Source organism: Sphaerisporangium sp. NPDC051011 (assembly GCF_040653595.1).
Taxonomy (GTDB): domain Bacteria; phylum Actinomycetota; class Actinomycetes; order Streptosporangiales; family Streptosporangiaceae; genus Sphaerisporangium.
Genome location: NZ_JBFAGG010000004.1, coordinates 64453 through 84807 on the forward strand (window position 1 = coordinate 64453; position 20355 = coordinate 84807).

Annotated in this window: 16 protein-coding genes and 1 pseudogene; 3 read left to right on the forward strand and 14 right to left on the reverse strand. The window is 71.4% G+C overall.

The window, feature by feature from the left end; translation table 11 throughout:
• Positions 1-579: 579 nt before the first annotated feature.
• The 5 genes and pseudogenes from AB0H21_RS10655 to AB0H21_RS10675 form a co-directional block, all read right to left on the reverse strand.
• Positions 580-711: a hypothetical protein gene (locus AB0H21_RS10655; protein ID WP_358514375.1), complete on the reverse strand. Its 132-nt coding sequence runs from the start codon at positions 709-711 to the stop codon at positions 580-582.
• A gap of 754 nt (positions 712-1465) precedes the next feature.
• Positions 1466-3238 (reverse strand): ABC transporter ATP-binding protein, encoded by a 1773-nt coding sequence (locus tag AB0H21_RS10660; protein ID WP_358514377.1) that lies wholly within the window; start codon positions 3236-3238, stop codon positions 1466-1468.
• Entirely contained in the window at positions 3235-4980 is a 1746-nt protein-coding gene (locus tag AB0H21_RS10665; RefSeq protein WP_358514379.1) for an ABC transporter ATP-binding protein, read from the reverse strand. The genes AB0H21_RS10660 and AB0H21_RS10665 overlap by 4 nt, the downstream gene beginning before the upstream one ends.
• A gap of 29 nt (positions 4981-5009) precedes the next feature.
• Positions 5010-5474, reverse strand: coding sequence for an alpha/beta hydrolase (locus AB0H21_RS10670; RefSeq protein ID WP_358514381.1), 465 nt, complete (start codon positions 5472-5474; stop codon positions 5010-5012).
• Between the two features lie 14 nt (positions 5475-5488).
• Positions 5489-6844 (reverse strand): annotated as a pseudogene (locus AB0H21_RS10675) (prolyl oligopeptidase family serine peptidase); the annotation flags it as partial.
• A 314-nt stretch (positions 6845-7158) separates the two neighbouring features.
• Here AB0H21_RS10675 and lanL point away from each other — a divergent pair.
• Positions 7159-9933, forward strand: coding sequence for a class IV lanthionine synthetase LanL (gene lanL / locus AB0H21_RS10680; protein WP_358514383.1), 2775 nt, complete (start codon positions 7159-7161; stop codon positions 9931-9933).
• A 108-nt stretch (positions 9934-10041) separates the two neighbouring features.
• Positions 10042-10857, forward strand: coding sequence for a class I SAM-dependent methyltransferase (locus AB0H21_RS10685; protein ID WP_358514385.1), 816 nt, complete (start codon positions 10042-10044; stop codon positions 10855-10857).
• Between the two features lie 229 nt (positions 10858-11086).
• On the opposite strand, the gene menC is transcribed toward AB0H21_RS10685, so the two are convergent.
• The 5 genes from menC to AB0H21_RS10710 form a co-directional block, all read right to left on the reverse strand.
• Entirely contained in the window at positions 11087-12187 is a 1101-nt protein-coding gene (gene menC / locus AB0H21_RS10690) for an o-succinylbenzoate synthase (RefSeq protein WP_358514386.1), read from the reverse strand.
• Between the two features lie 130 nt (positions 12188-12317).
• Positions 12318-13097: a GNAT family N-acetyltransferase gene (locus tag AB0H21_RS10695; protein WP_358514388.1), complete on the reverse strand. Its 780-nt coding sequence runs from the start codon at positions 13095-13097 to the stop codon at positions 12318-12320.
• A complete protein-coding gene (locus tag AB0H21_RS10700) occupies positions 13094-14173 on the reverse strand; it encodes a M20 family metallopeptidase (protein WP_358514390.1) in 1080 nt (359 codons plus the stop codon). The genes AB0H21_RS10695 and AB0H21_RS10700 overlap by 4 nt, the downstream gene beginning before the upstream one ends.
• Complete coding sequence (locus tag AB0H21_RS10705; RefSeq protein WP_358514392.1) at positions 14170-14295, reverse strand: hypothetical protein; 126 nt, start codon at positions 14293-14295, stop codon at positions 14170-14172. The genes AB0H21_RS10700 and AB0H21_RS10705 overlap by 4 nt, the downstream gene beginning before the upstream one ends.
• A 713-nt stretch (positions 14296-15008) precedes the next feature.
• Complete coding sequence (locus AB0H21_RS10710) at positions 15009-15557, reverse strand: hypothetical protein (RefSeq protein ID WP_358514394.1); 549 nt, start codon at positions 15555-15557, stop codon at positions 15009-15011.
• A gap of 462 nt (positions 15558-16019) precedes the next feature.
• On the opposite strand from AB0H21_RS10710, the gene AB0H21_RS10715 reads away from it, so the two are divergent.
• Positions 16020-17006: an NAD(P)-dependent alcohol dehydrogenase gene (locus tag AB0H21_RS10715; protein ID WP_358514396.1), complete on the forward strand. Its 987-nt coding sequence runs from the start codon at positions 16020-16022 to the stop codon at positions 17004-17006.
• 259 nt (positions 17007-17265) lie between these two features.
• Here AB0H21_RS10715 and AB0H21_RS10720 read toward each other — a convergent pair whose 3' ends face one another.
• From AB0H21_RS10720 to AB0H21_RS10735, 4 genes are all read right to left on the reverse strand, one after another.
• Entirely contained in the window at positions 17266-17988 is a 723-nt protein-coding gene (locus tag AB0H21_RS10720; RefSeq protein WP_358515398.1) for a VOC family protein, read from the reverse strand.
• Between the two features lie 248 nt (positions 17989-18236).
• On the reverse strand, positions 18237-19190 hold the full coding sequence (locus AB0H21_RS10725; RefSeq protein ID WP_358514398.1) for an alpha/beta fold hydrolase: 954 nt from the start codon (positions 19188-19190) through the stop codon (positions 18237-18239).
• A 307-nt stretch (positions 19191-19497) separates the two neighbouring features.
• Positions 19498-19950 carry an ATP-binding protein gene (locus tag AB0H21_RS10730; protein WP_358514400.1) on the reverse strand — a complete coding sequence of 151 codons (453 nt, stop codon included), beginning with the start codon at positions 19948-19950 and terminating at the stop codon, positions 19498-19500.
• Positions 19947-20276, reverse strand: a complete 330-nt coding sequence (locus tag AB0H21_RS10735; protein ID WP_358514402.1) for a hypothetical protein — start codon at positions 20274-20276, stop codon at positions 19947-19949. Before AB0H21_RS10735 ends, AB0H21_RS10730 begins: the two co-directional genes overlap by 4 nt.
• Positions 20277-20355: the final 79 nt, after the last annotated feature.

The window sequence follows — 20355 nt, forward strand, 5'->3', positions numbered from 1 at the left end:
CACATCCAGGTCGACACCGAGTCTCACGTCCTTGTCGATCACGTCACTCTCCTACCTGTGCGAGGACTCACGACAGGTACAAGTGTGGGCTACGGGGACAGTGAGACCTAGAGTAGTGATTACTACCATTTGACGGATTCCGCGCGCCTGGTCCGGCGCGCGTCCTTCCCGGCGGCTCACCGGGGCGATGGCGTGAGGCCCGGTGGTCGGGGCGTCGCCTGCGGCTGGAGGCGGAACGCCATGAAAGGACCGGCGAGTTCATCTTGACGTTTCTCGCCGGGCCGGAGTGAACAAACCTGGGTTACGAATCCGAGTGAAAAAACATGGCGGGGAATACGCTGCGGTCGGCTTCGATGACCTGGACCATGTCCAGGACCACTCCGCCGCGCATCCGGTCCGCCGTCCCTGGCATCTGCCAGGCACGGCGGACCGGATGTGTCGCCCCCCCCCATCGTTATCCAGCGTGGTCGCGTCGGCCCCGCGATTCGCCGCTGGTCTCACAGGGTCATCCGAGGGGCACGTCCACGCACCTCACCGGTGATATCGGTGACAACGTGCGGAGACGTCCTCTCGCCCGCGTCACGCGCTGGTGAGAATGCAGGTGACCCAGCAGGTGGACGAGCAGGTGCGGGCGCAGCTGCTGGGCTTCAGCCCGGGCTCGGATTCCCGTGAGGGGAGCACCTGCAACGCGCTGAGCTCGATTTCCATCATTCACCTCCCTTCGTCCGGTCGATCGGTATCGGGGCGGCCTAGTAGGTCTTGCCGCAGGTGACGAGGCAGGTGAAGAAGCAGCTCTTCGCGCCGCAGGGGAGCAGGCCGGCCTCCGGGTCGTCTCGGGCAGGAGCTGCAGGGAGTTGACGTCGATGCTCATGGGTGGTGCACCTCCCTTCGATATGTCGGGGTTCGTTCCGGCACGGAGCATGTGCCGGAAGCCTTCGCGTGGCCCGGTGGCGGGCACGGTGACACGGGGCGGTCGCCTCACGGCCGGGGACGAGGCGCTCGGACTTCTGACCGGGAGTGGTCCGGGGCGGTCCGGGCGCTCGCCGGGACAAGCCGAGCATCCGGGCGGTTCAGGCGGTCGCGCCGGTCAACGCATTCATTCTGCGGCTCGCCCCGGCGTCAGGCATTAGGTGAACCACTAACCGGATACCCTACTTAAAACCGCTTTTCATACCCTAAGAATTCTCGTTCCGTGGGGGAGGGCGGACTCACAATGGGGACCTGCCCGCTTTCGGCGTGAAACGCGGAAAGCGGTCCACCACGGGCAGGATTTCTCGCGGGGCCGGCGCGAAAGGACACCCGGCCTCGGATTCCGAGACCGGGCGGGACCGGGGACGCGGTGCACTTTTTCCGGCACGGCTTCAGCCGGCGAAGGGGCGCACCGGACCTCACGGCGCCGGCTCCGGGCGGCACCGAACCGGCCGTACGGCGGATCGGGGCGTACGGCCGGTTCGGCGTGGGATGTTCAGACGCGGTCCGGTTGCGGGGTGCCCCGAGGCGCCTCTTCCCAGTGGCCGACGAGGTCGGCGTAGAGCGCAGAGGCGCTCAGCAGCTCTTCATGACCGCCCACGACGACACCGTGTCCGTCGAGGAGCATGATGCGCCCCGCCCTGCGGGCGGAGCTGATGCGGTGCGCGATGACGATGAGCGTTCCCCCGCGCTCGGCGAACGCGGTCTCCGCACGGGCCTCCGCCGTCGGGTCGAGGCTGGAGGTGGCCTCGTCGAGGATGACGATCCTGGCTGGTGACAGGTGGACGCGGGTAAGGGCGATGAGCTGTTTCTCCCCCGCGGACAGGTCGGCGCCTCCCGCGCCGACCCGCGCGCCCAGCCCGCCGAGGTGTTCGATGACGTGGCCCAGCCCAACGGCCTGCGCGGCCCGGGCCACGTCGCGGTCGGTGGCGTCCGGCGCCAGGTAGGTGAGGTTGTCGCGCAGGGTTCCCGCGAAGACGTACGCCTCCTGCGGGATGAGGGCCAGGACGCGGCGCAGGTCGCGCGCGCCCCCCTGGATGTCGGCACCGCCCAGGTGGACCGATCCGTGCTGTGGTGACAGCAGCCCGATGAGGAGGTTGGCGAGCGTCGACTTGCCGATCCCGCTGGGCCCGACGACGGCGATGTGCTCCCCTTCGGGGACGGTGAGGTCCAAGCTCCGGAAGATCGCGGCCGCGTGCGGTCCGTGGGCGAAGGTGAGGTCGCGTATCCGCAGGTCGTACCGGGAGGGCTCCGAAGTGGTCTCCTCGGGGAGAGGATCGGGCTCGGCGAATCCCTCTCCCAGGCGGTCGAGGGTGACCACCAGCTCGATGCCCCAGGCGCCCATCGTGCCGAACAGGCCGCGCAGAGCCGGTTCGATGCGGACCGTCAGGTAGGTGGCCGCGCCGACCAGTTCCGCGACGGTGAGGTGACCTCCGCGCAACAGCCACGGGGCGGCCGCCAGGAGCACCACGAGGGGCAATTGCCCCCCGAGGAACACCAGCGGGCTTCGCAGAACGGTGGTCCGGGCCAGCTCGCGGGTGACCGCCGCCTCGGCCTGGACCGCGTGGCCCACCTCGCCGGCGGCCCGGTCCTCCGCGGCGCAGGCGATCGCGTCGCGCAGGCCGCCGAAGACCTCCCCTCCCCGGCGCGCGACCTCCTCCTCGGCCAGCAGCACCGCCCTCTGCCGGCCGACCAGGCGGCGCAGCAGCAGCGCGAACAGCGTCAGGGAGACGCCCATCAACGCGCCGGTGACCAGTGCGGCCAGAGGGGCGATCAGAGCGAGCCCGATCAGCGCCGCCAACGAGGTGAAGACGACCTGGCGCGCCGAACGCAGCAGAGCGAACAGAATGTTCCGCACCGTGTGCACCTGCTCGGTGAGCTGGGCGACGCGCGCGGCGTCGGGGCGGGCCGCCGAGCGGACCGACGTGGCGATGGCGCCCTCGACCACCGCGGTGACGAACGCGTCGCGCACCGGCTCGACGATCGCCGCGAGCATGGGGAGCACGCGGTAGGTGGCCACCGCCCCCGCCGCCGCGGCCACCAGCAGGAGGGTGAGGGCGGCGACCCCGGCGGTGACGTCGCGGGCCAGGAAGCGGTCCAGCGCGGCGGAGATCAGGAGGCCGGACAGCAGGGCCGGCACCGACTCCGCGAGCGACCACAGGGCGATGCGCGCCAGGGTTCCCCGGCGCCGGCGCAGTTCCCGGAGGAGCAGGGCGCGGCCGGGACGGTTCAGGCGGCGGGCGCGACGCGCCGGCGGTCTGGCGCTCATGGCGTGTCCTCGTTGAGGTCATTCTCGTGCGATCGCGGCTCGGCGGCGAACACCGCCCGGTAGTCCGGCTCCTCCATCCACAGGCGCGCATGGGGGGCGAGCGCGCGGATCCTCCCCTCGTCCAGCCAGGCCACCAGGTCGGCGCGCGCCGCGGTGGCCGCCCGGTGGGCGACCACGAGCCGGGTACGGCCGGCCAGTCCCTCGGTGAGCGCCTGCGTGACCTGGGCCTCGGTGACCGTGTCGAGGCTGGACGTGGCGTCGTCCAGCACCAGGACACGGCCTCCGTGCGCCACCGCGCGGGCCAGGCCGAGACGTTGTAACTCTCCGCCGGACAGGTGCGTGGCCGCGAGTGGGGTGTCGATCCCCTCGGGCAGCAGGCGCAGGAAACCGTCGGCGTGCGCGACCGTGACCGCGGGCAGGATCCGCGCGTCGCTCGTGTTCTCGAGCCCGTAGGCCAGGGCGTCGCGGACGGTCCGGCCGAGCAGTACGGGGCGGTCGAAGGCGTAGGCGACCTCGCGCCGCAGAGCCCGCAGCTCGATCGCGTCCACGCGAACCCCGTCGAGGACGATCTCTCCCTCGTCGGGATCGGCGAGCCGGCCGGCCAGCAGGGCCAGGGTGGTCTTGCCCGCCCCGGACCGCCCCACCAGCGCGACCGCGGCGCCGGGCGGGATGTCGAGGTCGACCGCGCGCAGCACGGTCCGCTCGCCATACCGCACCGAGACCCGCCGGAAGGACAGCGCTCCCGGTCCGGGCGGGAGGATCCCGGCAATCGCGGCGGCTCCGCCGCGTGGACGCGGGTGCGGGCGCGCGGACAGCACATCGAAGACGCGGCCGGCGTTCGCCCGGGCGTCGGCCAGATGCACCAGGCCGTCGACCTGCTCCAGGAAACCGAGAGCGTAGGACAGGTAGAGGGCGGCCTCCAGGAACCGTCCCGCCGAAAGCCGCCCGTCGGCGACCCCGAGGCCGGCGGCGATCAGCACGGCGACCCGGAGCGCGGTCAGCGCCAGATCGACCTGCCAGAAGGTGTTGCGCTGTGCCTGCCATGTCGCCAGCCCCGCCTTGGCCAGGCCGGGCAGCGGCTCGAGCACGCGGTGGATCTCCCGCCAGGTGGTGCCGCAGGCGCGGATGGTCCTGCTGCCCGAGAGCGCGTCGGTGAGACGGGCCGCGATGTCCCCCTGCCGTTCGAGGTACTCGCCGTAGCTGACGGTGACGCGTCGCAGTAGGAGCCGAAGCACCAGCAGCAGCGGGATCACCATGACGACGAAGACCGCGCCCATCCGCCAGTCGACCAGCCACAGGGCGACCAGCCCGCCTAGGGAGGTCGCACCGGCCACCGCGGCGTTGACCTGGCCGGGGACGAGGGTCGCGGCGGTCGCGGAGTTCCCGGTCAGGCGCGTCACCAGATCTCCGGTGGGGTGGCGTCGCGTGCCCGGGACGCCGAGCGCGAAGACGTGCCGGGTCAGGCGGTCGCGCAGCGCCACGGCGACGCGGGTGGTCACCGCGACCTCGGCGACTCTGCTTCCCATCTCGGTCAGCGTCCCGGCCACCAGCAGCCCGGACAGGGCGAGGACGAGCCAGAAAGAGCCGGGAGCGGCGACCACCTGATCGATGACGTGGGCCGCCACAGCCGGCAGGAGCAGCGCGATCGCGGTGTCGGCCACCGCCGCCACCGCGACGACCGCGGTGGCGGCCGGCGCCAGGCGTGTGAGTGCGGGACGGTGAAGGGCCGCGTGTGTCGGCATTGCTGGTCCCTCGGGTGAGAAACGGATGATCAGAGAGGATCGGTGTGCGGACGATCGTGGCCGGGCTCCGCCGGATCGCCGGTCAGCAGGAAATCGGCCATCTCGGCCAGCAGCGCGCTGCCGCCCCGCTCGTTCAGCGGGCTGTGCCCGGCGTCGGGCACCTCCCGGTAGACCGAACCCGCCGACGACAACCGCCGGGCGAGAAGCCGGGAATGGCCCACCGGGATCACCTCGTCGCGTGTCCCGTGGGCGAGTAGCACCGGCACCCGGATCCGCGGCGCGAGAAGGAGCAGATCCCGCGGCCCCAGCTCGTCCACGACCTCCGCGCACCCGTCCAGCCGCTCCAGCAGGGAACGGATCGGCGCGGAACCATCGGCGTGAAGCCTCGGACCGGACACGAACGGCGACACGGCCACGCAGCGCGACCAGCCAGCGGGGTCGGCGGCCGCGGCCAGCATGGCCAGGAAAGCGCCGTAACTCGTGCCGTACAACATCGGTTACCGGCCCCCACGCCGCGCTGTGCCGCCACGGTGGCGCGCAGACCCCGGATGTCGCACAGATCGGGCCCGCCCCAGCGGCCATTGATCGCGTCGCGGTGGTCCGCGCCGTAGCCGGTGCTGCCACGCTGGTTGGGCGCGATGATCGCGATACCGGTCCCGGCCACGTGCTGGAACACCGGATCGAAGTCCAGAGTCCAGGCGGCCTGCGGCCCTCCGTGCAACGCGACCAGCACGCGCGGGCTGCGCAGCCAATCGCCGTACACGACCGCCTCGATCGGACCGGCCGGCCCCTCGAACCGCTCCAGCCGCCCCTGGCACCGGCCCGTGCCGGTGTCGGCGGGCGCGTCCACCCGCCAGGCCGAGCCCGGAGGCCGTGTCACGGTGGCCACGGCCGTCGGATGGCCCGGCGAGGAGAAGACCACCCGCAGCCCGGCCTGGCCCCACCCGGCGGCCCTGATCATCCCTTCGGGTCCCGGTACGTCGGCGACCGTGCCGGAGTCGACGTCATGGACGGCCAGCCGGGTCCGCGCGCCCTCGGCGACCCGCAACGCCAGAAGGCGCCCGGCGGGGTCGAACGCCAGCGGCGAGACCGCGCCGGTGACCTCGTCCAGCTCCCCGCAAATCCGGACCCCGCCACCCGAGGGCGACAGCAGACCCAGCCGAGCCTGCTCACCCTGCCGCGTCACGACGAGCATCTCGCCGCGCCGCGGGCTGGTCAGCAGGACATCCGCGCCGCGGACGGCCGGCGACGTGAGGACGCGCCGGCGAAGATCGATCACCGCGATACGCCGCTCACCGTCCACGACCTGATTGACCGCCAGCCGGTCGCCGGCCTCCGTCAGCCACCCGCCGCCCAGGATCATGCCAGGAATCTCGATCACCGATTCGCAGTGCGGCTCGCGCGCGCTCACCCGGTGGATCACCGAGCGGTCTTCGTCGAAGGACACCAGCCATGCGAGGGTGCCGGGGTCTGCCGCGGGGAAGGCGCGCAGCCCCTGGGTGCCGAACGTCCGCACAGCCCGCTCCACGGCGCCGCAGTCGCCGTGCGGAGTGAGGACCACGACCTCGTGCGCGCGGGGGGCGTTGCGGACGAGCACCACGCGCCCGTCCCCGGCCGGCACCGGCTGGGTGTCGATCGACTCGCCCCCTCGCGTGGGCAGCCGACGCGACGAGGCCCGCCCGTGGAACGTCCAGGCCTCGACCGTGAGGCGATCGCCGTCGTCCTCCACCAGGCAGGCGGCGCGGTTCGCGTCGCCTGCGAAGCGGAAGCTGAACCGGGTCCCGGCGGCGGCCGCGGGCGCGTCCCGATCGCGCGGTGGCGCGCTGGATGCCTTCTGATCGCTCACGCCGGTCCCTCTCGCCATCTTCTCCCACCATCCCGGTCGGCCACGCCAGTCCGGGCGCGCCCGCGCGTTCCTCCACTGAGTCGATGCTCGCCTCCTCCGGTACGGGTTGACCACGGGGCGCTCCCGAACCCACCACCCCGGCAATTCGCCGTACCGAGCGTTCGGGCCGGCCCCGGATCCGCTGTCCCTGAGCCCTGACCGCCCGAAATCTTCGGGGACCGGATTCGGGTTCGCCCCTAAGACGCCGCGCCCTCGCACCGCTCACCCTGGGCAGGCGGGCCGAACCGGGAGCGTCCGGTCGCTGTGGGACGTTTCAACGCGGGGAGCAGATCATGGATGTCGAGGTCACGGACGCCGGCCGGGCGCCGAGGGTCGCGCGCGGCGACGAGAACCTGCTGGTGGACGGCGTCCGGGCGGCGCTGGACCGCCGGGGGGCGCACGACTGGCACGTGGAGCCCAAGGAGTTCTGGTGCCACGTGCGGCCGCCCGGCGGGCGTCCCCAGGTGCAGGGGTGGAAGCTCCATATCTCGGCGACACCCCTGTCGGCGCCGGTGGTGCTGGCCAGATGCGCCGCGATCCTCCTGCGCCACGGAACCGCGTTCAAGTTCGCCCGGAGCCTCGATCTGGTCGAGCAGCTCGTGTCCGGCACCTACGACCGGGGCGGGGGCGGCAAGTTCATCACGGTCTACCCCTGCGGCGGCGAAGACCGGTTGCGGGACCTGGCCGAAGAACTCCACCGGGCGACCGTGGGTCTGCCCGGTCCCGGCATCCTGTCCGACCGGCCCTACCGGCCGGGTAGCCTCGTCCACTACCGGTACGGGGTGTTCGGCGGGGTGCCGATGCTGGGCAACGACGGTGCTCACGAGGCGATGCTCATCGCCCCCGACGGGAGCCTCGCGCTGGATCAGCGCAAGGCCTGGTTCTCCCCGCCGCGGTGGGCGCCGCGGGACCCGTTCACCGGGCGGCTCCCCGCCCCGGCGCCCGGCACCGAGGGCGGGACGCCGCAGCCGGTCCTCCTCAACGGCCGGTACCTGGTGCGGGAGGTCATCCGGCACGCCTTCAGCGGCGGTGTCTACCTGGCCACCGACGAACCCACGGGCCGCCAGGTCGTGCTCAAGCAGGCTCGCCCGCACGCGGGGGCCCGTATGGACGGCAGCGACATCCGCGACGCCCGGCGGCATGAAGCGCGCATGCTTGAGCTCTTCCAGCACTCCGGTGCGACGGCACGCCTGGTCGAGGTGTTCGAGCAGCAGGGCGACCTGTTCCTGGCGCAGGAGGCGATCCAGGGCGTCACACTCCGGCAGTGGGTGCCGGACGCCATCGAGCCTGACGAGGGCGAGGGGTGGGGGCCGCCGGCGGACACCGCGCGGCGGATCGCCCGGGGCCTGGTCGACCTGGTCGAACTCGTGCACGCCGAGGGGCTGGTGCTGCGGGACTTCACCCCCAACAACATCATGGTGACGGATGACGCCGGCCTGCGCCTGATCGACCTGGAGACGCTGGCCAGACCGGGGGATCGGGTCCTCCGGGCGTACACCCTGGGGTACGCCGCACCCGAGCAGGTCGCCGTGGAGCCGATCTGCGCCGCCCCCGCGCAGGACGCCGACCTCTACAGCCTGGGGGCCACCCTGTTCTACCTCGCAGGCGGGACGGATCCCCTGTTCGCGAAGGACGAGCCTTCGACCCGGCCGGACCAGGAGCGCGCCGCCGCCCTGCTCCGTCACCTCGCCGTAGCCAACCCCGTCGCCCGGTGGCTGGCGCCGGTCATCGTCCCGCTGTTGCACCCGGACCCGGCGCGGCGCCCGCGGCTCGAGACCGTACGCGCCCTCCTCGACGGGCGTGAGGGTGCGGACGCGGGCGACGGCGCCGCGCCGGCCGCGCGTCCCGGTACCGCGGACCTCGACCGGATGATCACGGACGCGACCGGGCACCTGCTGGCCACCATGGATCCAGGCGACTCCGGCCGGCTCTGGGCGACGGCCGGGTTCGGCGCGGACACCGATCCGCTCAACGTCCAGCACGGAGCCGCGGGGGTGCTCGGCGTCCTCACCCGCGCCCATGACGTCCGTCCGGACCCGGCCCTGCGGGACGCGATGGCGACGGCGGCCGCCTGGCTCGCCCGCCACCTGCCGCGCGAGCCGCGAGCCCTGCCGGGACTGCACTTCGGCCGGTCGGGCACCGCCTGGGCGCTGCTGGAGGCCGGGCAGGCGCTGGGCGACGACGACATCGTCGGCCTGGCCGGGGACCTGGCCCGGCGCGTCCCGCTCGCCTGGCCGAACCCCGACGTCTGCCACGGCACGTCCGGGGCCGGGCTCACCCAGCTCCGGTTCTGGGAGGCCACACGGGACGAGACGTTCCTGGATCGGGCCCGCCAGGCCGCACGCGCGGTCACCGCCGCCGCCCGCCGTCATGACGGGCGCATCCTGTGGCCGATCGAGCGGGACTTCGCCTCCGAGCTCGCCGGCCTCGTCCACTACGGCTTCGCCCACGGCGTCGCCGGAGTCGGGGCCTTCCTGCTGGCCACGGCCCGCGCCACCGGCGACACGGGCTGCCTCGACCTGGCCTCCCAGGCGGCCGAGACCCTGCTTTCCGTGGTCCAGGTCAGCGGGGGGGCCGCCTACTGGCCCAGCGGGGAGGACAACGGCGCGGGGATGACCCACTGGTGCAGCGGCTCCTCCGGCGTGGGCACCTTCCTGGTGCGCATGTGGGAGCAGACCGGGGACGACCGGTTGCGCGAGGCGGTATCGCGGGCGGCGCTCGCGATCCACCGCTCCCGCTGGCACGCCGGGACCGCCCAGTGCCACGGGCTGGCGGGCGACGGCGAGTTCCTGCTCGATCTGGCCGGCGCGTTCGGGGACGAGCGGTATCGCGAGTGGGCCGAGGACCTGGCCGTGAGCATCCACCTGCGCTCGGTGCTCAGGGACGGTCGCATGCTGGCACCCGACGAGACCGGAAACCAGGTCGTCGCCGACTTCAACACCGGTCTCTCCGGGGTGCTCGCCTTCCTCCTGCGGCTGCGGCACGGCGGTCCCCGCCTCTGGCTTCCGGCGTCGCTGACCTCCTTCGTCTCGCCGCCCGGCCTGCCTTCCCCCGTTCCGGCGGTCTGACCCGGCAGATGGGACGAGCCGCGGCCACCAGACTCCGGTTCGTCACGCCGACGGGGGCCCGCCGGTACGAAGGTCCGGCGGTCGCGAAGGTGGCAATAGATTGAAGTCGTGACGCGTGAGAAGGTCGATCTCACGGGGGACAAGGCGACGCTGCTCGCGACGCTCTACGGGCGGGCGGTGCACAGCCGGTCCGCCGATCCCGTGTTGCGCGACCCGCTCGCCGAACAGGCCGTCGAGCGCATCGACTACGACTTCCGCAAGCTCAGGATGCGCCCGATCGACGCGTTGAGCGTGGCGATCCGCGTCAGGACCATCGACCGCCTCGTCGCAGCCCACCTCGCCGAGACGCCGGACGCGACCGTGATCCACCTGGCCTGCGGCCTGGACACCCGCGTGTACCGCCTCGACCCGGCGCCGACCGTCCGGTGGTTCGACGTCGACTTCCCCGACGTCATCGAGCTGCGCGCGCACCTCTTCCCGCCCCGGCCCGGCTACACGATGATCGGCCTGCCCGCCACCGACCCGGCCTGGCTCGACCGGGTCCCGGCGGACGGCCCCGTGCTCGTCGTCGCCGAGGGCCTGACGATGTACCTCACCGCGAGCGAGGTGTACGACCTGCTACGCGGCGTCACCGCCAGGTTCCCCTCCGGCGAGATCATGTTCGACGCGCTGAGCCGCCTCGCCGTCAAGCTCGGCCGCCTGGAACCGGCGATCCGCGCGACCGGCGCCACGCTGCGCTGGGGAATCGACGACCCCGGCGACCTGACCGCCGACGTCCCCCGGCTGCGTCTGGTGGATCAGACCTTCTACTCGGACGTCCCGGAGGTGTCCCGCCTCCCCGCCGGCTACCGCGCGGCGCTGGCGGTCATGAATCGCATCTACTTCCTGCACCGCATCGGCGGCATCGTCCGCTACCGGTTCTGATCCGGTGAGCGGCCCGTTCTCGTCCGGGCCCTCACCGTCCCTGGGCGTGCCCACCACCTCGGTCGGCCGAAGCTGAGGCGCCGTCGAAAGGCCACTCCGCTCGCGAGTTCCCCGGCGGCCGGTCCTGGAGTCCCAAGGCCGGGCTGCCGGGGGTGTTCGGCCCGAAGGTTCCCCGCGGTCCGCCGGAGGTTCGGCGGACCGGGAGTGCGACGACGGCCCGGGGCGGCTTCTACGTGCTGATCCACTCGGTGGAGGTGGTGACCTCTTCGAGGATGTCCGGTACGGGGTCGACGCCGATGCCAGGGCCCGTGGGGACGTCGAGGTGGCCGTCGCTCAGCTCGAACGGCGGGGTGATGTCGGTGGTGTAGTAGCGGCGTGAGGCGGAGGTGTCGCCGGGCAGGGTGAAACCGGGCAGGGCGGCCAGGGCGACGTTGGCGGCGCGGCCGATGCCCGTCTCCAGCATGCCGCCGCACCACAGGGCGACGCCGTGGGCGCGGGCCAGGTCGTGGATGCGGCGGGCCTCCAGGTAGCCGCCGATGCGGCCGGGCTTGACGTTGATGATCGAGCAGGCGCCGAGGGTGATCGCGGCGGCGGCGTGCTCGGCCGACTCGATCGACTCGTCCAGGCAGATCGGCGTGGTGATCTTACGGGCGAGCGCGGCGTGCTGGACCATGTCGTCGTTGGCCAGCGGCTGCTCGATGAGCAGCAGGTCGAAGGCGTCGAGCTTGGCCAGGTGGGGGGCGTCGGCCAGGGTGTAGGCGGCGTTGGCGTCGACCTGGAGCGGCACGTCGGGCCCGAAGCGCTCGCGCACGGCGCGTACGGGCTCGAGGTCCCAGCCGGGCTCGATCTTCAGCTTGATCCGGATGTAGCCCTCGGACAGGTAGCCCTCGACGGCGTCGAGCAGTTCGGGGATGGAGTTCATGATTCCCACCGACACCCCGCAGGGGACCCGGTCCCTGGCTGCGCCGAGGAAGGAGGCGAGCGGCTGGCCGCCCGCGCGGAGCTGGGCGTCCAGGACGGCCGTCTCCAGCGCGGCCTTGGCCATCCGGTGGCCCTTGAACGGCGCCATGGCCCGGTTCGCTCCGTAGGCGTCGGTGTTGGCGGGCAGGGCGGGGATGAGGAAGCGGCGCAGCACCTCGGCGGCGCCGTCGACGTACTCGGAGGAGTAGAGCGGCTCCGACATGGCCACGCACTCGCCCCAGCCCTCGGAGTCGGGCGTGACGACCCGCACGAGCAGCACGTCGCGTTCGGTCTCGGTGCCGAACGAGGTACGGAACGGCGCCACCAGCGGCATCGCGATCCGCCGCAGTTCGATTCCAGTGATCTTCATGATGTGTGCGGCCTCTCGCCGCGTCTCCCTCCGATACGCCGCCGGCCGGGCGGCTGCTCCAGAACTGTGTGCGGTCCGCGTGGCTCCTCCCGCCGGTTCGGCCGGGGCCGGTCCGCCTGTCTCCGGGATATCAGACCGCGCGTTCCACGACGTAGCACGACTTGCGGTGGAAGCCGGTGATCCGGCAGCCCTCTCCCAGGAGGCCGCCGAGCACGTCCCGTACGGCGAGCCGCCACGCCCTGGCCGCGCCGAGGTCGGTGCGGCGCAGGGTCTCGATGTCGCCCGGCACCGCCACGAGGATCGTCCCGGCGTCGGTGCGGCCGGGGACCGGCCGTCCGTCGCGGTCGGCCAGCCCGACCGCAACGTCCGGTGGAACCCGCGGCGTGTACGGCTCTCGCCGGACGGCGGCCAGCACGTGCGGCTCGGTCAGCCGCCACATGGCGAGCATGCGGTCCGACTCGTCCCCGGCGTTGATCGCGTCCTCCATGGCGCCGTAGAACGACGGGAGGTACTCCTCGGGGCGCGCGCCGAGCTTGGTCAGGTTGAAGTGGGCGTTGCGGCGCACCAGCGGGTCGAAGGTCCAGGTGATCCGATCAAGGCCGCGGCTGAGCGCCCACTCGCGCTGGTGCAGCTTGAGCGCGAAGCCGACCCCGCGGCCGTTCGACGCCCCGGTGATGTGGGAGTGCAGCGCGCGCCCGGGCGGGGCCGCCAGGAAACCGACCGAGGCGCCGGTCAGGCGGTCGCCCTCGTAGGCTGCGGCCACGTAGTTGCCCGCGTGCGACAGCGCACGCAAGAGCTCGACGGTGATGGGCCTGTTGCCCGAATCGGGATGCCAGATGTCGTCGAAAAGCCGGACGACGGCTTCGAACTCCTCGATGGAGTGGAGCTCGCGCAGCACGACGCCGCTCATCCGAGCACCGCCCGGACCAGTTCGGTCAGCAGGCGCGTACGGCCGGGCATCTCCGTGACGAGCGTGTGCTCGTGCGCCGCGTGCGCGCCGCCGCCGACGGCGCCCAGCCCGTCGAGCGTGGGACACCCGACGCCCGCGGTGAGGTTGCCGTCGGAGACGCCTCCCACGGCCACGCCTCGCAACGGCGGCATGCCAAGATCCTCGGCGATCCGGCACGCCAGCTCGAACAGGCGCGCCGAGGAGGCGGCCTCCAGCGGCGGCCGGTTCGGTCCTCCGCTCACCAGCAGCCGTGTCCCCGCGAGGCGGGAGGTCAGGGCCCGCACCTGCTCGTCCACCAGCTTCTGCCTCTCGGAGGTGGGGACCCGCACGTCCACCGACACCGAGGCCAGCGCGGGCACGGTGTTGGTCGTCGTCCCGCCGGACAGCACGGTCGGGGTGACCGTGGTCGCGCCGTCGCCCATCGCGCCGAGCGCGATGATCTGGTGGGCCAGCTCGACGGCGGCGTTGGCGCCCGCCTGTGGTTCGAGGCCCGCGTGCGCGGCCCTCCCGTGGACGGTGATCTGGTAGGCGGACATGCCCTTGCGGGCCGTCTTGAGCGCGCCGCCGTCGGCGGACGCCTCCGTCACGAACGCCGCCGCGCACCCGCGCGCCGCGCCCTCGATCAGCGCGCGGGAGGTGGGGGCGCCGAGCTCCTCGTCCCCGGTGACCAGCACGCACACCCCGTCAAGGGAGGGCAGAGCCGCCAGCGCGTGGAATATCTGCACCAGCCCGGCCTTCATGTCGAAGACGCCCGGTCCGCGGGCGACCCCGTCCGCCACCGACCAGGGGTGCTCGCGAAGCGAGCCGATCGGCCAGACGGTGTCATGGTGGCCGAGCAGCAGCACCCGGGGCGTGCCGAAGGTCCACCGCAGGTGGCTGACCCCGTCGATCACGATCGTCTCCGGGTGCGCGCCGAGCCGTCTGAACCCCTGGCCGGCGACCACGTCGGCGCTGCGGGCCACGGCCTGGTGGTCGGCGGAGAACGACTCGCAGACGACGAGCTCCTCAAGGTCCTGGAGCATCAGGCCGAAGTTCACCGCGACCGCCCCGGCTCCGCGCGGAACGGCCGGAGCGCGTCGCGGCCGAGGATCTCGACGAGGTCGTCCTCGGTCAGCGGGTCGTCGGCGACCACGGCGCAGTGATGAAGATCAACGGACACGTACCAACCCTCCGGGGATGTTTGCCGCAACGGTATGACAAGGGAGGGGGCAGGCAATTCGTCCGCCGCTACCTAAGACGGGCGGGTTATTCGTCCATCTGGCCAATGAGCACGATTCCCGCGCGCGGGGAGCGCGCCGGCAGGCCCGTGCCGGTCCTGCTCTCCCCGGTTCCCCGCGCGGGGGAGCATGCCCGGTCCGCGCGGGTCAGGGGGCGTCGAACAGGGCGCTGACCTTACGGTCGGCCATCATCCCGAAGCCGAGGCCCCCGCCGGAGGCATCGAACACCTTCGCCACTGCCTAGCTCAGCTCTGCAGGAATGCCTGGCCAGAGCGGTTGGTAGACGTTGAATGACAGATTGGGGCACACTTGTCCTCCCCCATATGGAGGATCAGATGTTTGTCAGCCCAGCTGAGGCCCTGAGTGTGTTGGTGATCTGGGGCGTTCCTGGAGTGGTGTTCTTCCTCCTCATTTACTGGGCGGTCCGGCTGGCGATCAGACATGAGGGGCGACGGGAGCCGAGTCTGCATGAGCGTCTGACAGCGGAGCGCGAGGCTCGACGGAATGCGGAAGCGACCGACGGGCGGTAGTCGAGTCGTCTCGTCGGGCAAGGTGGGGCCGCGTGATATGACAGCGGCCCGAGTTACCGGCGGCCGGGACCGGTCCCCAGGGCGCATGTCCGGCCGCCGAGCGGGCGGAGCGCCGCCCGTGATTTCTATGGGCTCAATTCGACAAGTTCCGCTCCGTAACGCCGAAGGGTCTTGTCGGTTAGGCGGTTGGCGGGACTCAAGCCGCGGTTAAGGTCCCACAGTCTGCGAGTTAGATCGATGAAACCGTGTGATGGCCGAGCCGTCCCGAGAGGGCCATTGCCCAGGTCCTTCGGCTCGACGAGTTGCACGTAGTATGAATCGACGAGGAAGCTGCCCTCCGGTCCCTCGAACACGGCCATAAGGGTCAATCGCTTGAGCCGGACGGAGCGCAGAGTCCCGGCTGGGATTTCGTATGTCTTGTCGCGGACCGATACGACGAAATGCCCCTCGTGGAGTTCGGCGAGGTGGGCCGCATGGCGACGTGCTGCGATACGCAGCATCGACGGTGAGATGTAGGCCAGGCTAAGCGGGATCGCGATGCTCGTGTCTAGCGGCACACCGAACAGCCTGATCAGGCCGGTAACGGCAAGCAGGGCGACAGGGGGTGTCACCAGTTCCCAGAACAGTTGCCTTCGAGTTGGACGAAGCCGGTACACCAACAGCTGATTAGACACGAGGATACATTTTCGTTGACTTGGGCCATTAATCCAGGAGTGAAGCGCGCCGACTTTGATGGAGGCTGATCACCTGGCTGTAGCAGCCTGGTGGGGTTGGTGTCAGTGTAGTAGTCGGCTTCGTACTCGTTGGGCGGGACGCAGCCGATGGCGGTGTGCAGGCGCTGGGCGCTGACTTGAGGCATTCGCGGATTGTCGTCGTGCCCAACAGCGGGCACATCCCTGAGCGGCGGGAACGCGGCGTCCTGCGTGATCGCGCTGCAGACGGCGTTCATCCGCACCGGGACGGTCCCCGCCACCGGCCGGCTGGACGCCGTGTCGCCCGTCCCCGTGCCGGCCGGGTAAGGCGCGGCGCGGCCGGCCCATAGGCCGACCACGGTGTCGTACTTCCGGCCGTGGTCCCGCGCACGGGTCTTCGGGACACTTCACCTCATCCCCACCTCGTGGACGAGGAGAACCCCGATGAAGGCTTTCGTCTTACGCGCGTACGGTTCACCGGCCGCGCTCGAACTCACCGATGTCGCCACGCCCGCGCCCGGCGGGGACGAGGTGCTGGTCCGGGTGCGCGCGACCTCCGTCCAGCCCTACGACTGGCATCTCATGCGCGGGCAGCCGTACGTCGCGCGCCTCATGGGCGGCGGGCCCGGGCTGCGCGGGCCGAAGATCAGGATCCTGGGCGCCGACGTGGCGGGGGAGGTCGTGGCGGTCGGGAAGTACGTGACCGGGTTCCGCCCCGGCGACGAGGTGTTCGCGATGCCCAAGCAGGGCGGTTTCGCCGAGTACGTATGCGTACGGGAGGCCGAGCTGGCCCGCAAGCCCGAGAACCTCTCGTTCGAGCAGGCGGCGGCGGTGCCGCTGGCGGCCGGCACCGCCCTGATCGGCCTGCGCGACGGGGGACACGTCGAGCCGGGGCAGAAGGTCCTGGTCAACGGGGCTTCAGGCGGCGTGGGCACGTTCGCCGTGCAGATCGCCAAGGCGTTCGGCGCCGAGGTCACCGGCGTGTGCGGCCCGCGCAACCTGGAGTTGGTCCGCTCGCTCGGCGCGAAGGACGTCATCGACTACCGGACGAGCGACTTCACCCGCGACGGGCGGCGCTACGACGTCCTGCTGGACATCGCGGGCGGCCACCCGGTGTGGGCGTGCCGCCGCGCGCTGACCCGCGAGGGAAGGCACGTCCTGGTCGGCGGCCCTGCCGGCCGCTGGTTCCAGCCCGTCGGCCACATGTTCGGCGTGATCGCCCTGTCGCCGCTCATGTCCCGCCGGGCGGTCCTCGCGGACGTCGTCAGGTGCACGACCATCAAGCAGAACCTGACAACGCTCACCGACCTCATCGAGAACGGCGACATCACCCCCGTCATCGACCGCACCTACGGTTTCGAGGACATCCCCACGGCCGTCGCCTATCAGGAGAAAGGCCATGCGGCGGGCAAGGTCGTCATCACGGTGTGAGCGGAACCCGGCGCGGCTCGATCCGGGTGTCCTGGATCCCGGGTGCCCGCGCCGGCCCCGCGCAGGGTGCGCCGTGTGGCGTGACGGGAGAAGAGGACGGGAAGGGTCAGGCCTGGCTTCCCAGGCCCTGGAACCGGTTCGCGATGAACTCGCCCCACGTCGCGTCGAGCTGCGTCAGCTCGCCCCCCAAGCCCGAACGTGACTGAGCCGTTCCCCGGAGCGCTCGTGCGTGTCACGGGCTACCCGGCCTCTGGTCGTGCTATCGCGGGGGCAGCACACAGAACTCATGGCCATCGGGATCGGCCATCACCACCCAGCCGACCTCGCCCTGGCCGATGTCGACGCGAGTCGCCCCCAGGGAGACGAGACGGTCGACCTCCGCTTGCTGATCACCGTGGGCGGGTGGAGTGAGGTCGAAATGCAGCCGGTACTTGCCGGTCTTCGGCATCAGCGGCGGACCGCCCCAGGTGATCTTCGGACCGCCGTGCGGCGAGCGAATCGCGGTCTCTTGGTTCTGATCCCAGACCAACGGCCAGCCCAGCGCTTCGCTCCAGAAGTACCCGACCTCCTGCGAACCGTCGCACGCGAGCGCTCCGATGAATCCGCAGTCGGCGAGGAATTTGTTGCCCGGCTCGATGACGCAGAACTCGTTGCCTTCGGGGTCCGCGAGCACGACATGACCCTCCTCCGGGCGTTGACCGATGTCGATGTGCCGGGCGCCGAGTCCGAGCGCCTTCGCCACCGTCTGCTGCTGGTCCTCGAGGGACGTGCTCGTCAGATCGAAGTGCATCTGGTTCTGGCCGGTCTTCTGCTCCTGAGTCGGAAGAAACCGGATCCGGAACCCGGTGTCATCGCTCGGCAGGAGCGCGATGCCGTCTTCGGGGTTGTCGGCCATCTCCCAGCCCAGGACGCCGGCCCAGAAGCGCGCGAGACGGAGCGGGTCGTTCGCATCGAGGCAGAGTGCGTGGAGGTGACAAGTCATTCCGCTCCGCACCTCCGATCTTTTGACTCAAAGCCGCAGACAGGGCAAATTCTCCGCGCACATAGAGAGCCACAACGCTAGGCACTCGGGGCCCGCCACGCAAAGAGTTTTAGTCAGGGGACGCACCCGCGCACCCGATACACCACAATCCCCTGCCCTACCGGTCTCGGCACGGCGTCCAGGCAGCCGGTGGCGGATTGGTCACCGTTCGTGCCGGGCTTGGGCCGGGGCGTCCACCGCGGATATACCTACTTGGTTCGTCGTGCCGCTGTGACGACCCCCTGGATCGAGTCCAGTACCAGGCGTGGCTCGGCGTACTGCACGTAGTGTTCGGGCGAGTTCGCCACCACCAGCCGGCCCCGCGTGGAGAGGGCGGCCAGGTCGCGGTAGTGGCCCAGCACCTGATCCGACTGCCCGGCGGCGGCGATCACGACCACCGGCATGTCACGCCACGCCCCGGGGCGCACGGTCGCCCGCACTTCGGCCGCGCTGTCGAGAGACGCCAGGCCTTCGGCGCGGGCGGTCGCCATGGTGCCCGCGCCGTAGACGATCGGGGCGGCCCTGCGGGCAGGCTCCGGCGCTCCCGACGGCGTGAGGGCATCGCCGAGCAGCCTGACCAGGCCGAGGCGCGCGGCGGCTTGGTAGAGCGTGAACTGCACGGCGAGGAAGGGCTTGGCCGCGCCAAGCTCGGCGGTGCCGGTCTCGTCCATGACGTCCACGAGCACCAGCCCGGCCGTCTCCCTGGGCCGGTCGGCGGCGAACAGGCGCACGACCGCTCCGCCGTAGGAGTGCCCGACCAGGACGTACGGCCCGGCCTCCCCGGCCGCCGCGAGCAGCGCGTGCAGTTCCCGTGCGGCGCGCCCGGCGGTGCGCGGCGCCGGGCCGTCCTCGCTCCACGCGTAGCCGGCCCGATCGTAGCTGCACACCCGGCCGTGCCGGGCTAGCCGAGGTTGAATTCCGGCCCAGCTCGCGCTCGACTCTCCGAGCCCCGCCTCCAGCACGACGGTCGGCCCGCCCCGTCCCGAGCAGTACAAATGCATGCGGTGGCCCTCGACCGCGATCAGCCGTCCCGGCGGCGGCCGGCGCTCATCGTCCCCGGATCGTGCGATCGTCTCGTATCCGAAACCCGCCGCCGCCACCAGCGCGAGCGCCAACACGAACCGGAGGACGATACGCGGCCACCGCCGCCTGCCTTTTGCCATGTCCCGAAGGCTAAGGATCGCGAATCCGCCTTTCGCCCTTCTCGCAGAGGATCCTGGCGTGCGACCGGCGTCGCACCCGCCGGCGTTTACTCGTTCCCACTACTGACGAGCCGAACGCCCCCCCACGACCCGACTACGGCTCACGGAATGAGACGAACTGGTCGCCGCCTCCCGGAAATGGGCCTCGCCAGGGCTCGAACTGTGTTTTCCAGGGCCTACGGCCCCGAGGGAGACCCCTCGGACTCCCCGTCCGCGACCCCTGCGCCTGCCACAGGGGCCGATGTACGCGGCTAGCCGACGTACGGGCTCATGTACCGCCCCGTGCCTTGCCGGCGGAGTCTCCCGGTGGAGTGCTCGGCGTGGGGACCTCGAACCAGACGGTGTGGCCCGTGTCGTTCTGCTGCCAGCCCCAGGACGATGACAGTTCGCGGACCAGCCACAGGCCTCGGCCGCTCTCGCTCATGGGGTCGGTCTGGGCGGGGATCTGCGGGATCGTGTCGGACGAGCCCTCGTCGGCGACCTCGACCCGTACCGTCCAGGCGTCCGCGTACACCATCAGGTTGACCACGCCGCCGGGCCTGCTGCCCGACCGTGCGTGCTTGATCGCGTTCCCGACGAGCTCGGCCGCGAGGAGCACGATGTCGTCCACAGCCGGATGCCCGGCCCTCAGCAGGACCTCGCGCACGTACATCCGCGCGAGCATGATCGAGCCGGGGGTTCCGAGAAGGTCGGCCTTCCCGAGGAGTTCGAGCGTCGTCACTGCGCGACCTCCCAGATACGGTCCGCCGCGTCGTCCGACGCCTGGACCCGCTGCCCCTGACCCCTGCCCCAGGTGTAAACCCAGGCCCCCTTGTGCGAGAACGCCATGACCCGCAGCGCCCCGCCTTCCCGAGGTACCACCAGCACCGGCTCGCTCTTAAGGGGAAGATCCACCACCGCCCGCAGCCCCCGCCTGTTCAGAGCCCAGGCCAGCCGGACGAGGTGGTAGAACCGCTGTTCCCCTGTAGTCCGAGGGCTTCCTTTCTTGGCCGTGACCATCTCTTCCCGTTCTTCTGGATGCATATGGCCGGATTCATGTCGTTTCATATTTGGTTCCGCTCACAGATTGCCTCCCGGCTGTCAGTAATTGGCGAGCGCGCTGGCAGGGGTGTCCATTTTGTGTCAG

What these genes read in the sequence shown, in the direction of transcription:
- AB0H21_RS10655 (WP_358514375.1), bottom strand. Translation starts at nt 711, where the DNA reads ATGATGGAAATCGAGCTCAGCGCGTTGCAGGTGCTCCCCTCACGGGAA.
- AB0H21_RS10660 (WP_358514377.1), bottom strand. Translation starts at nt 3,238, where the DNA reads ATGAGCGCCAGACCGCCGGCGCGTCGCGCCCGCCGCCTGAACCGTCCC.
- AB0H21_RS10665 (WP_358514379.1), bottom strand. Translation starts at nt 4,980, where the DNA reads ATGCCGACACACGCGGCCCTTCACCGTCCCGCACTCACACGCCTGGCG.
- AB0H21_RS10670 (WP_358514381.1), bottom strand. Translation starts at nt 5,474, where the DNA reads ATGTTGTACGGCACGAGTTACGGCGCTTTCCTGGCCATGCTGGCCGCG.
- lanL (WP_358514383.1), top strand. Translation starts at nt 7,159, where the DNA reads ATGGATGTCGAGGTCACGGACGCCGGCCGGGCGCCGAGGGTCGCGCGC.
- menC (WP_358514386.1), bottom strand. Translation starts at nt 12,187, where the DNA reads ATGAAGATCACTGGAATCGAACTGCGGCGGATCGCGATGCCGCTGGTG.
- AB0H21_RS10695 (WP_358514388.1), bottom strand. Translation starts at nt 13,097, where the DNA reads ATGAGCGGCGTCGTGCTGCGCGAGCTCCACTCCATCGAGGAGTTCGAA.
- AB0H21_RS10715 (WP_358514396.1), top strand. Translation starts at nt 16,020, where the DNA reads ATGAAGGCTTTCGTCTTACGCGCGTACGGTTCACCGGCCGCGCTCGAA.
- AB0H21_RS10720 (WP_358515398.1), bottom strand. Translation starts at nt 17,988, where the DNA reads ATGACTTGTCACCTCCACGCACTCTGCCTCGATGCGAACGACCCGCTC.
- AB0H21_RS10725 (WP_358514398.1), bottom strand. Translation starts at nt 19,190, where the DNA reads ATGGCAAAAGGCAGGCGGCGGTGGCCGCGTATCGTCCTCCGGTTCGTG.
- AB0H21_RS10735 (WP_358514402.1), bottom strand. Translation starts at nt 20,276, where the DNA reads ATGAAACGACATGAATCCGGCCATATGCATCCAGAAGAACGGGAAGAG.